Annotated in this window: 13 protein-coding genes and 1 riboswitch; of the genes, 6 read left to right on the forward strand and 7 right to left on the reverse strand. The window is 51.4% G+C overall.

The window, feature by feature from the left end; all coding sequences use genetic code 11:
- Nucleotides 1-13: 13 nt before the first annotated feature.
- Both ygiD and ribB read right to left on the reverse strand, forming a co-directional pair.
- Nucleotides 14-802 (reverse strand): 4,5-DOPA dioxygenase extradiol, encoded by a 789-nt coding sequence (gene ygiD, locus LH86_RS02180; protein ID WP_039297997.1) that lies wholly within the window; start codon nucleotides 800-802, stop codon nucleotides 14-16.
- A 178-nt stretch (nucleotides 803-980) separates the two neighbouring features.
- Nucleotides 981-1,634, reverse strand: a complete 654-nt coding sequence (gene ribB / locus LH86_RS02185) for a 3,4-dihydroxy-2-butanone-4-phosphate synthase (protein ID WP_008460907.1) — start codon at nucleotides 1,632-1,634, stop codon at nucleotides 981-983.
- 94 nt (nucleotides 1,635-1,728) lie between these two features.
- A riboswitch (FMN riboswitch) is annotated at nucleotides 1,729-1,877 on the reverse strand.
- 122 nt (nucleotides 1,878-1,999) lie between these two features.
- On the opposite strand from ribB, the gene ubiK reads away from it, so the two are divergent.
- Entirely contained in the window at nucleotides 2,000-2,260 is a 261-nt protein-coding gene (gene ubiK / locus LH86_RS02195; RefSeq protein ID WP_039296297.1) for a ubiquinone biosynthesis accessory factor UbiK, read from the forward strand.
- A 49-nt stretch (nucleotides 2,261-2,309) separates the two neighbouring features.
- Here the strand turns inward: ubiK and LH86_RS02200 are convergent, their stop codons facing one another.
- Both LH86_RS02200 and LH86_RS02205 read right to left on the reverse strand, forming a co-directional pair.
- A complete protein-coding gene (locus LH86_RS02200; RefSeq protein ID WP_039297998.1) occupies nucleotides 2,310-3,476 on the reverse strand; it encodes a M20 aminoacylase family protein in 1,167 nt (388 codons plus the stop codon).
- 15 nt (nucleotides 3,477-3,491) lie between these two features.
- On the reverse strand, nucleotides 3,492-4,826 hold the full coding sequence (locus tag LH86_RS02205; RefSeq protein WP_039297999.1) for an MFS transporter: 1,335 nt from the start codon (nucleotides 4,824-4,826) through the stop codon (nucleotides 3,492-3,494).
- A gap of 178 nt (nucleotides 4,827-5,004) precedes the next feature.
- On the opposite strand from LH86_RS02205, the gene LH86_RS02210 reads away from it, so the two are divergent.
- On the forward strand, nucleotides 5,005-5,940 hold the full coding sequence (locus LH86_RS02210) for a LysR family transcriptional regulator (protein WP_039298000.1): 936 nt from the start codon (nucleotides 5,005-5,007) through the stop codon (nucleotides 5,938-5,940).
- 52 nt (nucleotides 5,941-5,992) lie between these two features.
- Here the strand turns inward: LH86_RS02210 and tsr are convergent, their stop codons facing one another.
- Nucleotides 5,993-7,657, reverse strand: a complete 1,665-nt coding sequence (gene tsr / locus LH86_RS02215) for a methyl-accepting chemotaxis protein (RefSeq protein WP_039298001.1) — start codon at nucleotides 7,655-7,657, stop codon at nucleotides 5,993-5,995.
- Nucleotides 7,658-7,870: 213 nt separating this feature from the next.
- Here tsr and fimW point away from each other — a divergent pair, with 213 nt between their 5' ends.
- The 4 genes from fimW to fimZ all read left to right on the forward strand — a co-directional run bounded on the left by fimW (nucleotide 7,871) and on the right by fimZ (nucleotide 11,380).
- Nucleotides 7,871-8,473, forward strand: a complete 603-nt coding sequence (gene fimW, locus LH86_RS02220; protein WP_039298002.1) for a fimbria biosynthesis transcriptional regulator FimW — start codon at nucleotides 7,871-7,873, stop codon at nucleotides 8,471-8,473.
- Nucleotides 8,474-8,725: 252 nt separating this feature from the next.
- Nucleotides 8,726-9,433 carry an EAL domain-containing protein gene (locus tag LH86_RS02225; protein ID WP_039298003.1) on the forward strand — a complete coding sequence of 236 codons (708 nt, stop codon included), beginning with the start codon at nucleotides 8,726-8,728 and terminating at the stop codon, nucleotides 9,431-9,433.
- Nucleotides 9,434-9,558: 125 nt separating this feature from the next.
- Nucleotides 9,559-10,182 carry a DNA-binding response regulator gene (locus LH86_RS02230; RefSeq protein WP_231562716.1) on the forward strand — a complete coding sequence of 208 codons (624 nt, stop codon included), beginning with the start codon at nucleotides 9,559-9,561 and terminating at the stop codon, nucleotides 10,180-10,182.
- Between the two features lie 565 nt (nucleotides 10,183-10,747).
- Entirely contained in the window at nucleotides 10,748-11,380 is a 633-nt protein-coding gene (fimZ, locus tag LH86_RS02235; RefSeq protein WP_039298005.1) for a fimbria biosynthesis transcriptional regulator FimZ, read from the forward strand.
- Nucleotides 11,381-11,454: 74 nt separating this feature from the next.
- Here the strand turns inward: fimZ and sfmF are convergent, their stop codons facing one another.
- A complete protein-coding gene (sfmF, locus tag LH86_RS02240; protein WP_039298006.1) occupies nucleotides 11,455-11,976 on the reverse strand; it encodes a fimbria assembly protein in 522 nt (173 codons plus the stop codon).
- 9 nt (nucleotides 11,977-11,985) lie between these two features.
- Nucleotides 11,986-12,990 (reverse strand): type 1 fimbria D-mannose specific adhesin FimH, encoded by a 1,005-nt coding sequence (fimH, locus tag LH86_RS02245; protein WP_039298008.1) that lies wholly within the window; start codon nucleotides 12,988-12,990, stop codon nucleotides 11,986-11,988.
- Between the last annotated feature and the right edge of the window lie 6 nt (nucleotides 12,991-12,996).

The raw sequence follows: 12,996 nt of genomic DNA on the forward strand, positions 1-12,996 counted from the left end.
GGCGCTTTTCTGTTTATCCCACCACAACCGACAGCATACTCAGCGAACCCATTTCTATTCCGTCGACCGGAATCGTGATCGACTCTTTGCCATCCCATGCGCCCAGGACATAAAGCAGCGGCAGGAAGTGTTCCGCCGTCGGGTTAGACAGGGAACCGCCTTCATGGCTGAGATAGTTCACCAGCGGATGCTGCTCCGCAGGCCCCTGCCAGGTCAGGTTCGCTTTAACATAATCGTTAAACGACTCGGCCCAGGGGTAAGGCGTATTTTCGCCGTGCCAGCGTGCCGTGCGCAAGTTATGCACCACGTTACCACTCGCCACCAGCATAATCCCCTGGTCGCGGAGCGTGGCCAGTTTACGGCCAATCTCCAGATGCCAGGCTGCCGGCTTCGTGCTGTCGATACTCAGCTGCACCATCGGGATATCCGCGTTCGGGTACATCTTGATCAGCACTCCCCACGAACCGTGGTCAAAGCCCCATGCTTCTTTATCTAACGCCACCGGCGTCGGTGCCAGCAGATCAACCAGTTGCTGCGCCAGCTCAGGCGAGCCGGGTGCCGGGTAATGCGTGTCATACAGCGCCTGCGGAAAACCACCAAAGTCGTGGATCGTCTTCGGCGTTTCCATCGCGGTCACGCCCGTTCCACGGGTGAACCAGTGGGCCGACACCACCACAATCGCTTTTGGCCGCGGCAGCGTTTCGCCAAGCTGAGCCCAGGCGCGGGTATAGCGGTTATCTTCCAGCACGTTCATCGGGCTACCGTGGCCAAGGAACAGCGCGGGCATACGTGGGCTTGTCATGATGGTGTCCTTAAATGGCTAAGATTCAATACACACAGATTACGCCCAATTTTTGTGGGAAGAACTCAGATAAGCATGATGATGATCATCAGAAATTTTGAACAGGTCTGAAAAGACGAAAACAGCGAGAAGGGAATGAAAAACAAAAGCCCGATCGCGCTGACCGGGCTTTACTTTTTTAGCTAGCTTTACGCGCTTGCGCCTGGCGATATTCCACCAGATCTTCGATGGTCACAACCGCCATATTGTGTTTGCGGGCAAACTCGATGCACTCCGGCGCGCGCGCCATGGTGCCGTCGTCGTTGGTCAGTTCACACAACACACCCGCAGGTTTGAAACCTGCCAGAGAAACCAGGTCGATAGTGGCTTCGGTGTGGCCACCGCGAGTTAACACGCCGCCCGGCTGCGCACGCAGTGGGAAAACGTGACCAGGGCGGTGCAGGTCGCTCGGCTTAGCGCCGTCGGCAATCGCCGCACGAACGGTGGTCAGACGATCGGCTGCGGAAACCCCGGTTGTCACGCCGTGAGCTGCTTCGATGGTCACGGTAAACCCGGTGCCGAAAGCGCTGGTGTTGTTTTCGACCATCATCGGCAGGTCGAGCTGTTTACGGCGTTCGTCGGTCAGGCACAGGCAGACAATGCCGCTCCCGTGGCGAATGGTCAGCGCCATTTGCTCCACGGTCATGGTTTCAGCCGGGAAGATCATATCGCCTTCGTTCTCACGATTTTCATCGTCGAGAACCATGGCGCCACGGCCTTCGCGAAGCGCATCAAGAGCACGCTCAACGCGCTCAGTCGGGGTGCCAAATGCAGAAAGTAGCGTCTGATTCATGGTAATAAAAACCTCATTAATATTATGGTTACCAGAATCAGGGCAGTCTTAGGAGCTAAAAAAATAACGCGGGCAGGCCAGGGCCTGACGTGATCGTTACTCTCTCCCATCCGGACTTTAACCGTCGGCCCCGGAATTACACCGGATCTGCTGACCTTCAGGCAAAGCCTGAAGCGCTCGCGGGCTTTCAGCGTTCGCTGATTTACCGCCGGTGGGGAGTTTCGCCCCGCCCTGAGAATAAGCAGGTTCACTATAGCGCTAATCATTTTTATGGGCAACGATTACACAGGCAACATTTCCAGTTTATCCCCTGGCAATCAGGCATTACAATTAGCCTTATTACTCGCCAGATAATGGAAGCCGCTATGATTGACCCGAAAAAAATTGAACAAATCGCCCGCCAGGTCCATGAGTCAATGCCGAAAGGGATTCGTGAGTTCGGGGATGATGTGGAGAAGAAAGTACGCCAGATCCTTCAGTCTCAGTTAACCCGTCTTGACCTTGTGAGCCGCGAAGAGTTTGACGTGCAAACTCAGGTGCTACTGCGCACCCGCGAGAAACTGGCTCTGCTGGAGCAGCGTCTGACCGAACTGGAAAACCGCGAAGTCCCGAAAGACGCCGAGTAATCCCCATCCCCCTGGCGCTCCCGCAAAGGAAAGCGCCAGGGGGAAATGCTCAGCGCAAAAATGCCTCGCTCAACCGGACCCAGTATGTTGCGCCTACAGAAATACAAGCATCGTTAAACTGATACAGCGGATGATGTACCGAGTAGTCGTCTTTCCCCGTCGCCGTTCCCAGCCAGATATAACAACCCGGCACTTCTTCCAGCATAAAAGAGAAATCCTCGCTGCCCATCATGCTCTTAACCTCCTGAGGGTCAGCGACTTTATCTGGGCCGAATGTATCCCGGGCAACCTGAAGCGCAAAGGCCGTTTGCGCTTCGTTATTTATCGTCACCGGATAGCCAAAATCCACTTCAATATTGGCCTTCACGCCAAAACTTTCCGCCTGAGCGTGGACGAGAGTCTCAACCCTTTGTTTGAGCGCCTCACGCACCTCTTTTTTAAAGGCACGCATGTTCAGTTTCAGCACGGCGCTATGAGGAATAATGTTGTGCGTTGTGCCACTCTGCAGGCTGCCCACCGTAACCACCGCAGAATCCTGAGGATCGATATTACGAGAGACTATGGTCTGCAGTGCCATCACAATAGATGCCCCAGCGACGGTAGGATCGATACAGTGCTCCGGCATCGAACCATGCCCGCCTTTGCCTTCCAGAGTGATCGTCAGACTGTCAGAAGATGCCATTAACGCCCCTGGTTTTGTCACAAATTGCCCGGCGGGGATCAGGGGGAAATTATGCAGGCCAAACACCGCGTCGCACGGAAATAGCCTGAACAGGCCGTCGTCGATCATGCGCTTAGCACCGCCGATCTTTTCTTCAGAGGGCTGGAAGATCAGGTGTAACGTCCCATTAAAAGGCTTCTTCTCCGCCAGATAGCAGGCCGCCGAAAGCAAAATGGCACAGTGTCCGTCATGCCCACATGCATGCATTTTACCTTCGATCTGGCTTGCCCACGGCAGCCCTGTTTGCTCCTGCATCGGCAGCGCATCCATATCGGCGCGGATCCCCAATCTTTTACCGCCGCTACCCACTTTTAGCGTCCCAACTACCCCGGTACCTCCTAATCCGCGATGTACTTCGTAACCCCAGCCCGTCAACAGCTCAGCAATACGATCGCTGGTGCGAAACTCTTCAAAACCCAGTTCCGGGTGCTGGTGAAAATCGCGTCGAATGGCGATCATCTCTTCTTCACGATCCAGAATCTCTTTAATCAACATAGGTAGCTCCTTGTATTAAGCATCGGGTAGCGTTTTCCGTTCCCGCCAGGCAAGCAGCGCCGCCAGCGAAACGAAAGAGCAAAAAATCAGATACCAGGCCGGCGTCATCGGCTGCCCCGTCACTTTAAGTAACCAGGTCACGTTAAATTGCGCAAAGCCGCCAAACAGCGTTACGCCAACGGCATAAACTATACCGATACCCGAGGCACGAACCTTTTGCGGGAATGCTTCGAGCAGCAGCAAAAACAGCACCACAGTGCAAACATTAGCGAGCACCTGATCGACAGCAATTAGCGCGATAGTGATAAACAACGGCATGCCGTTAAGGATAGACGCGAAGATCGGCCAAATCAGCACCAGCGACACGGTAAAACAGATAGCCATGATCGGTTTACGTCGGGGCAGGCGATCCGCCAGCTTTCCGGCAAAAAAGGGGATCAGGAGCGTCATAAGCGCTGCCGTCAGGCTGATCCAGTAGGAGGTTGCCGCCGGCATATGCAGTGTGTTCACCATATAGGCAGGCATGTAATAAATAATAATGTAAAACGTTGTTGTGCCTTTCATTATCAGCAAAATGCCGAGCAACAGCGCGCGGCGATGTTCCCGCCAGAGCGTTTTTGCCGAATTCTCCTTCTGGGGAGCCGATTCAGTATGATGGGTTTCCGGCAGGTGACGTCGGATGTACATGCCAATGGGCATGATCGCCAGGCCCAGAATAAAGGGGACGCGCCAGCCCCAATCGTACAGGGCTTCTTCACTGAGATAATGGCTCAACCCCGCGCCTATGGCCGCACCAAAAAGCGCGGCACCCCCCTGGCTGGTCATCTGCCAGCTCACACGTTGCCCGCGGCGGGATTTATCCCCGGCCTCCATCAGCCAGCTGGTTGCCGCGCCAATTTCTCCTCCGGCAGAAAAACCCTGGAGCAAACGCCCGGCTATCAGCACCACTGGCCCCACAATCCCGGCCTGGCTGTAAGTTGGCGCAAACGCCACCAGCATGACACCAACTGCCATCAGCCCGAGGATCAACGTCATTCCTGAACGGCGGCCATGTTTGTCTGCATAATTGCCAAGCACCAGGCTCCCCAAAGGGCGCATGACAAAACCGACGCCAAAAGTCGCGACCGCCAGCAGCAAAGAAACATAATCATTACTGGAGGGGAAAAAGAGGTGACCAATGATGACCGAAAAGAAGCTGTACACCGCGAAATCATAGATTTCTAATCCGTTTCCCAATGTCACGGCCACCAGCGACTTAGCGCTGGTCTGCTCTTCCACAGGGCGGCTCTGAGGCGGCATCACGGCTATCAACCCGCTGGCCGTAGAGGCAGAACTGGCAGATGATTTCATGCTCACTTCCTTCTAATTATTTTTTGCATGGTGTGTTGTTACTCCGGGGAGTGATTCGACTATCTGCATAAAAAAAGAACATCGCAAACATAAAAATTAGTTATGCCTTTGGTTATATTCTTCCTATCCTGAAAGCACATTTTTTGCACTATGGCGGTGACATACGGCGGGGTAACAAATGAAAATCAAATTAAATCAGTTAGATGTATTACTAGAAGTTGCCGCACAAGGCAGCATTGGTAAAGCAGCCCGAGCCCTGCATCTCACTCAACCTGCCATTTCCAAGACCATTCATGAGATGGAAACTGAAATCGGCATGCCAATTTTGCAACGCTCATCACGGGGCGTGACGTTGAATGAGTATGGGCAAGTGCTGCTGCGCCATGCCAGAGATATTGATCGATCGTTACATCAGGCAAGAGATGAAATAGACAATCTGCTCGGGAAAGCAATGCGCCAGTTGCGCGTTGGATTTACCTCCGCCGCCTCTTACGGCCCCTTCTGTACCACAATGAGTCAGTATCAGACACGATACCCAGGCGTGAAGCTAACCGCGATGGAAGGCAGACCGCACCAGATTCTGGATGCGCTGGCGAATCAGAGGCTGGATATGGCGGTAATGACCAGTGCCAGCGGAACGCCCATCGGTACGTTTTATCACGAGACACTCTACGCACTGAGCAATACCATTATTGCCGGCGAACATCACCCCGTTACCCACACCACAACGCTGAAAAGTCTGATGCAATTTCCCTGGCTGGACTGGGATGAACCAGGAGAGCACTCCATTCTGGGCCAGGTTTTTCGCCGCTATAACCTGCCGCTGCCACCGACGATTGTTCACTGTTCTTCCCCGTGGATTATGGCGCGCATGATGGAGCAGGCCCCCATTGTCAGCATGTGGACATCGGTCAGGCTGCGCTTTCCAGGTTATGAAAAAAACCTTCGTCCACTCACGCTCAAAGAAGTGTTGCCGGCAACCAGCGTGAACATCGTATGCCCCAGCCTTGGGCGACTTTCCACTGCGGGAACAACTTTTATGGAAATGCTGAGGATCAATTCGCGCGATTGGCTCCTGGACAGCGACGCACTGGAGATGGTGGCTAGAATATAAAAAAGGCGGATGAGCCTGAGCTATCCGCCTTGTTTCACTGGAAATCAACGAATCAGAAGGTTTCCCAGTTATCGTCTGACGCTGCAGCCACGGCTTTACGCGGTGCAGCCGTCGTCGCGACAACCTTTGGCGCCGCGGCCTGGGCTTTGGCCTGGCGCTCCTGAGCGATGCGGAATACGGAGACGGACTGCGTGAGCCTGCTGGCCTGTTCTTCCAGCGCGGCGGCGGCGGCGGCGGACTCTTCCACCAGCGCGGCGTTCTGCTGGGTCACACGGTCCATTTCTGCAACCGCTAATCCAACCTGATCGATCCCGCGGCTTTGCTCGTCAGAAGCAGAGGCAATCTCACCCATGATATCGGTCACGCGGGTCACCGCATTAACGATTTCCCCCATGGTTTCCCCGGCGCTTTCAACCAGCGTTGAGCCGGTATCGACCTTGCTGACCGAGTCCTCAATCAGGGTTTTAATCTCTTTCGCGGCCTGCGCGCTACGCTGTGCCAGATTACGTACTTCCCCGGCGACCACGGCAAAACCACGTCCCTGCTCACCCGCACGAGCAGCTTCAACGGCGGCGTTAAGAGCGAGGATGTTAGTCTGGAAGGCGATCCCGTCAATGACGCTGATAATGTCGGCAATTTTCTGCGAACTGCCGGCAATTTCGCTCATGGTATGCACCACATTGTCCACGACTTTACCGCCGCGCTGCGCGGTTTCAGACGCGCTCAGCGCCAGCTGGCTAGCCTGGCGGGCATTTTCAGCATTCTGCTTAACCGTGGCAGTCAGCTGCTCCATGCTCGCGGCCGTTTCCTCAAGCGAAGCCGCCTGCTGTTCGGTACGAGAAGAGAGATCGTTATTGCCGATGGAAATCTCGCTGGCGCCGCTATAAATGGCATTCGCGCCGTTGCGAACCTCGCCCACGGTAATCACCAGCTCGTTTTGCATATGGCGCAGGTTCTCGGCCAGCTGCCCCATTTCGTTGGTGCCTTCGACGTCGATTTTGCGCACCAGATCGCCACTGGCGATGTGGCGAATGCTTTCGATCAGGCGATTCAGCGGAGAGATAAGCGTGGTGCGAATACCCTGCCAGACCGCAAGGATCACCACCAGCACCACAATCAGGACGCCAATCAGGATCCAAATCGCCATGCTGTAAGAGCTATTGCTGCTGTCGACTGCTTCCTGATAAAGGTGGTCGTTTTGCTGCAGATAGTTAACGTATTGCTTCTCAAAGCCATCCTGATATCCCTGGGTTGGCTGATCGAAGAATTCATTAATTTTCCCCGCACCAAGCAGTTGAATCAGCTCCGCCAGAGCGCCGTGATAAATATCATAGTTGCGCTTAATTTCTTGTGCGGCCGCGTCGCTTTGGCGTGGATCGCGCGGTAAAGCTTCATAAGCCGCCCACTCAACCTCAGCCTGTTTCAGCGAAGTGCTGGCAATCGCCATCAGTTCTTCAACGGTTGCACCGCTGCCAATTTTATTGGCATCCATCATGTAGCGAATGCCGGCGCGGTTCAGGGTGTTACGGGTCTGCAACAGCGCGACCCAGCTGCCGTTCAGCGTTGACTGCTGCTGACGAATGGTTTGTAGAACGGTGAAATTTTCTTTGTCCTGCTTCAGCGCATTGAAGAACAATCCGCCGGAAGCTATCTGCAAAATGCCAAACAGCCCCAGGACGACCAGTAAGCTTGTAACGATTTTGATACGGTTTAACATTGCTTCTCATTCCCTGTAAGACAAGTCTTAATCATCGGCGTAACAGCAGAAAACTTTACCCAAAGCGTTTTTTTGCCGTTTTTTCTGCTACTCCCAGGAAATGGCCTGGCAATAATTCATCCTCCACACCTGCGGGGTTAAGTCGTAACACATTCATAAAACGGGTTTTTTTCACTATCATTTTTTTAATAGTCAACCAGCCCGGAGGAAGGCATGCTTACCGTTGCTATCTGTGAAAGAAATAGCCATTTTGCCAATGGCATTAAAATTATTATCCAGCAGCTCTGCCATCAGTTTAGCGAGACTTATCATTTCCTACCGTTGGCACATCAGGACGTCGCCGATCTGGTTTTTTTCGCGCTCGATGACAACTGGTCAACCGCCAACTGCTACAAAATACCGCAGACAACGCGCCATCAGCGGGTGATCCTGATCTGCAAAAAGCAGGATCAGGAGAACCTGATGTTTCGTCCCTGCCTGTATATGCTGCCGTCTATCTACCGTGAGGATGAGGTCGAAGATGTCAGGCTCAAGCTGGCCCCCTGGGTCGATCCCGAACGGCGCAAAAAAAACACCCTACCGGTGCCTACGTCCATTTGTCACTACTGCACAACACGGCATTTCAACATGCAGGAGCGGGAATTGCTGAAGCTAATGGCCTGCGGTTACTCGCTGATTGACGCGGCTTTTATTATGCATATTGATGAAAATGCAGCGCGGGATAAACGACTGTCGATTATGAAAAAACTTAATATCAAGAGCCAATATAAACTCATGAATTATATCAAACTGAATTTGCCATTCTTGTTGGATTGAATCTTTTAATTAAGTATTTTCTTATTATGCCAGGGAATTACTCTTAATTATTAAAAAAGCACCTCCTTCACTCTTTTGGGTTGCGAATTTTCGCAACCTGGAATAAGCCATCCCTGCTATTCACTCATTCGTGTCGCTGAGAGAATACGCTCAGAATAATCTCCAAATTTGCTGACAGCATACTAACCCTACCTCTCAGGTCATTGATCGCTCAGCAATTCAGTAATAATTGTCACAATTAGCGACAAAATAATGATAAATATTTCTAGCGATAACATTTTATTATCTGTTAACCAACATATATCCGGCCTCCGCCTGGAGCCGATTGTTAATTTATTCAATGGACACGTTATTAGTCACGAAGTACTCAGCCAGCTAACGCCATCGAGCGACGCTGACGATTTCTTTGCACATCTGCCGGTTTTCGACAGCATGGCGATTTTCTGCCATCAGGTTGGCCTGCTGAAGTCCCTGCAAGCCCCAGGCACATACACCCTTAACCTTCCTCTTATGGCGCTGATTGACGAGCGGCTATTCACCCGGCTGCTTGATGTTTGCGAATCATGGATAACAATTGAGATACAGGATGCTCCACTTTTTGGTCTGTGCTCCAGGCAGCATCAGCTTTGCCTGTGTGAGCGAATTAAGCTGTTACAGCAACAAAGGATATCGGTGTGGCTTGATGACCTTACCGATGGCTGTATTGAAAGCTTCCACCGCTACGCCATTGATGTCGGCGGAGTAAAAATTGATAAGCACGCATTCTGGACGCTCAGTAAAAACCCGCGGGCACTTCGGCAACTGGTTGCACAGTGCGCGGATATTTCACCTCAGATTGTCATTGAAGGTATCGAAGACAACCACCATCTCGAGCTCGCTCGCCAGTCAGGCGCCAGCTACGGACAAGGCTATTTATGGCCGCATAAACGCTGGCTGCTCTCTGATGCATTGTCATTGTGAGGAGGCCTATGTGCGCAGCTATGAGGCGAAATAAACACCGGCGTAGTCGGACTGATTATTTTCTAAACCCCGCCAGCTACACCGCGCCGCTTTTTTTTGATCGACTTGAATATCTTCAGCAGCAATTGATTGGAGGGCAAAAGCCAAAAAAGCCAGATGCCATCCTGGTTTCAGCCGACGGCTTTCTCAGTAGCGCAATCACTGGCAGCCTTTTCCATCACCTTAACATTCCAGTCTCCCCTTCGCTGGATGATGTTATCGCACATCAGACGCTGTCTCCTGTACCGCGTCTGATCATCGATCTCGACAGTCTGGAGACACCAATACTTGACGTCCTGAAGGCCATCCGCCAGCAAATTATCACCACGTCACAGCACCAAATTACGCTGCTTAGTACGCTGCGAAAGCCTGAAATTACGCGGTTTATGCAGCAGGCCGTTGACTGCAAAATTGTCGAACGCCGTCTCCCTCCGGATAAACTAAAACAGGCATTAAGCTGCAGCGAACCCGATCTGGCCACGCTTTACGATAGGCCAGGTTTTTCCATTAGAGAGTGGGCTATTTTACTGGCGCTAAGTCGCGGAGAGTCATTGAAATCTATCGCCCTTTTACTGGAGAAACCCTATCATTACGTCGTTTACCGATTTAACGTTTTGCTGACCCGACTGGCGCTCGATAACCGCAGTAAACTGCTGCATCTGCTTCATGAAATTTCTGTTGCAAATAACGCACATTGGCGATCGAACTAACCTACTGAGTGGTAAGATATTTTAAGAATTTACTTAATTTTTATGTTTGTCATGCGTTAAAAACAAACAAAATAATAACAATTACAACTATTCCTGGAAGCAATTCTTCCGCTATACTGCCGTTCAGCACTTTTTGATCCAAAACAAATTAACAACATTTAGAACTAAATGTCATTTTTTCTGCAATAAAAAGTCTTTTAAACCATCTTAACTTAAAATTTAGGTTCGTTAATTCAATTTAGAAAAAGGCCAATTAACTAGACAGCATTTCGTATTGGCTCGGATTACGCCCAGGAACATCAGACTTTTCCCACAAAAACTGCGCTGTATAATCACCTCATCACATATTTATATTTGCCAGGGCATTTATAACGTTTAAATGTGAAGTTATTTAGGCATTCATTCTCCCGCCGCGAATAACGAATTTAAAAAAGGGATATGTTTTAAAGTAAACAAGGAGGTTCCCGCATAAAGACCGGCAACCGCCAACTCACTGTTTATCACTTTCGCTGCCATTGACGCTGTGTCAAAGCGATGTTTTTATCAAACAATCGAGGCAAAAAAAATGAAACCGGCATCCGTAATCATTATGGACGAACACCCTATTGTCAGAATGTCGATAGAAGTCCTGCTCCAGAAAAATAAAGATATTAATGTTGTCTTAAAAACAGATGATGGTCGGGAAGTTATCGACTATATGCGAGCGAATCCGGTCGACCTGGTGATTCTTGATATTGAACTCCCCAACACCGACGGCTTCACATTACTCAAGAGAATCAAAGGAATACAGGAAAAAACCAAGATCCTCTTCCTGTCTTCAAAATCAGAATCTTTTTACGCCGGACGCGCCATTCAGGCAGGTGCTAACGGATTTGTGAGCAAACGTAAGGAACAGGAAGATATATTTAACGCGGTTGAAATGTTGCTTTCGGGCTACTCCTTTTTCCCTTCGGAAACGCTGCACTTTATCAGCAGCCATAAATCACGCCGGGGAACGATGGACGACATGCCATTATCCAACCGTGAAATCACTGTCTTACGCTATTTGGCAAACGGTCTGTCGAATAAAGAGATTGCCGAGCAGCTATTGCTTAGCAATAAAACCATTAGCGCACATAAAGCTAATATATTCTCTAAACTCGGACTCACTTCCATTGTCGAGCTGATTGACTATGCCAAGGTGCATGAACTGCTATAAAGGACCATTGTGCACTGGAAGCGGAAATACCGGGAATGCTCCTCCCGGTTATTTTCAGGAACCATTAAGACTCTTTAGTTGTAGTTAATCAGAAACGTCGCATCCGCATTCGCCAGCCCGGCATCCGCATTGTCCGCTGTGGCAATGTAGTTGGCCCAGAACTTCAGTGTCACATCGCCGTTGGCATCAACCTGCATCGTTTTACTGGCGTTATTCAGCAACAATCGGCTCTTATCCTCATTCAGCAGCTCAATGGCCACGTTCTTCGCCGTACTGGCCGCGTTGAGCGCCAGCAGCCCCGTGCCGGTACTCTTGCCGTTGAAGGTGATAGATGCGGTGCCGCTCGGCGGGCAGCCGGTTAGCTTCAGGTTGAAAGGCATTGCCTGAGTTGTGCTCCCGGCGGTGCGCAGCTGTTTGGTCGGCCACGATCCCAGCTTCACGGTCTTGTTGTCGCTGCCGGTCTCCACCACACAGGTGTAATCCACAATGTTCCCACGCAACTCAACGTTTATCTCACCCAACGGGGTAGCGGCTTTCGCAGAGGACATGAACACTATCGGGGCCAGCGCCAGCGCGCTCAGGAAAAATTTGTTCATCCTGCCCCCTTAATCGAAATCAACACGCAGATAGCCACGGGCCGTGAACGGCCCTTCCTTCGGCTTGACGCCCGTCACGCTGACCGGCCAGGCGCGAATCCCCACTCTGGCCGACGCGGCGTCATCAAGCTGGAAATTAATCTTGCTGCCAAGATTGTTTGGCGTCAGCGGCGTACCGCTGGCGTTCGCCACGATAAAGCCCAGATCGCTGTTATCGGATATCATCATATTGCCGCTGCTTTTCTCAGCCTCAAGGCGCAGAGTGAGGTAAGCCTGGGCATCAATATTGGTGCATTTGATGCCGACCGTTTTACTTTGCGGCGTTACGCTTTGCGGACGGTTCCCGGCCCCAGCCTGGCTGAACAGCGACGCGCCAATGCTGCCAAAATCAAACTCCACCACCTGCCCGGCGTTGATTTCACAGGTCTGCGGGACTTCAACTTTGCCGCTGTAGCTGATGGTATAAACCACCGTGCTTAACGGGTCAGCGTTAGTGGTGGTCACATAGACACGGAACATCGTCTGCTGTGGAATGGGCACCATATTGATAAAACGGCGGGTGACCTTAAGGCGAAACACCAGTTTCGAGTCCGTGACGCCAAAAGGCTTATTCTTCGACACGTTAGGGTGCGAACCCATTTGCATGTAGTTCACCGGCGGATAAAAATCACCGGCATAGCTGTCGTTGATTTTCATTGCGCCGTTAAGGTAGTCATTTATTTTTAGGTACTTATAGCTGCCTACCACTTCCTGAATGGGCAAATCTGTCACATAGCTACGCTTGGTGGTATTCCCCGATGTCCCCTTCGGGCAAATCGCATTCACCCCAATCAACCCTGATTTTTCGGACAGCGTTATGATCTGCCCGACGTTGTTATTACTGCTGTTAAATTTGTCCGATAAATCATAAGGAATATCGGTCGGAATGCCGTTCTCGTTTGAGCAGACTGTCGCCGCAGCAGGGCCCGCGCAGAGCAGCAGCAAGCCACCCGCAATAACATTGTTCAGTTTCATTTTCAT

This window comes from Cedecea neteri, assembly GCF_000758325.1.
Classification (GTDB): Bacteria; Pseudomonadota; Gammaproteobacteria; order Enterobacterales; family Enterobacteriaceae; genus Cedecea; species Cedecea neteri_B.

What these genes read in the sequence shown, in the direction of transcription:
- LH86_RS02210 (WP_039298000.1), top strand. Translation starts at nt 5,005, where the DNA reads ATGAAAATCAAATTAAATCAGTTAGATGTATTACTAGAAGTTGCCGCA.
- ribB (WP_008460907.1), bottom strand. Translation starts at nt 1,634, where the DNA reads ATGAATCAGACGCTACTTTCTGCATTTGGCACCCCGACTGAGCGCGTT.
- fimH (WP_039298008.1), bottom strand. Translation starts at nt 12,990, where the DNA reads ATGAAACTGAACAATGTTATTGCGGGTGGCTTGCTGCTGCTCTGCGCG.
- ubiK (WP_039296297.1), top strand. Translation starts at nt 2,000, where the DNA reads ATGATTGACCCGAAAAAAATTGAACAAATCGCCCGCCAGGTCCATGAG.
- tsr (WP_039298001.1), bottom strand. Translation starts at nt 7,657, where the DNA reads ATGTTAAACCGTATCAAAATCGTTACAAGCTTACTGGTCGTCCTGGGG.
- fimW (WP_039298002.1), top strand. Translation starts at nt 7,871, where the DNA reads ATGCTTACCGTTGCTATCTGTGAAAGAAATAGCCATTTTGCCAATGGC.
- sfmF (WP_039298006.1), bottom strand. Translation starts at nt 11,976, where the DNA reads ATGAACAAATTTTTCCTGAGCGCGCTGGCGCTGGCCCCGATAGTGTTC.
- ygiD (WP_039297997.1), bottom strand. Translation starts at nt 802, where the DNA reads ATGACAAGCCCACGTATGCCCGCGCTGTTCCTTGGCCACGGTAGCCCG.
- fimZ (WP_039298005.1), top strand. Translation starts at nt 10,748, where the DNA reads ATGAAACCGGCATCCGTAATCATTATGGACGAACACCCTATTGTCAGA.
- LH86_RS02200 (WP_039297998.1), bottom strand. Translation starts at nt 3,476, where the DNA reads ATGTTGATTAAAGAGATTCTGGATCGTGAAGAAGAGATGATCGCCATT.
- LH86_RS02205 (WP_039297999.1), bottom strand. Translation starts at nt 4,826, where the DNA reads ATGAAATCATCTGCCAGTTCTGCCTCTACGGCCAGCGGGTTGATAGCC.
- LH86_RS02225 (WP_039298003.1), top strand. Translation starts at nt 8,726, where the DNA reads ATGATAAATATTTCTAGCGATAACATTTTATTATCTGTTAACCAACAT.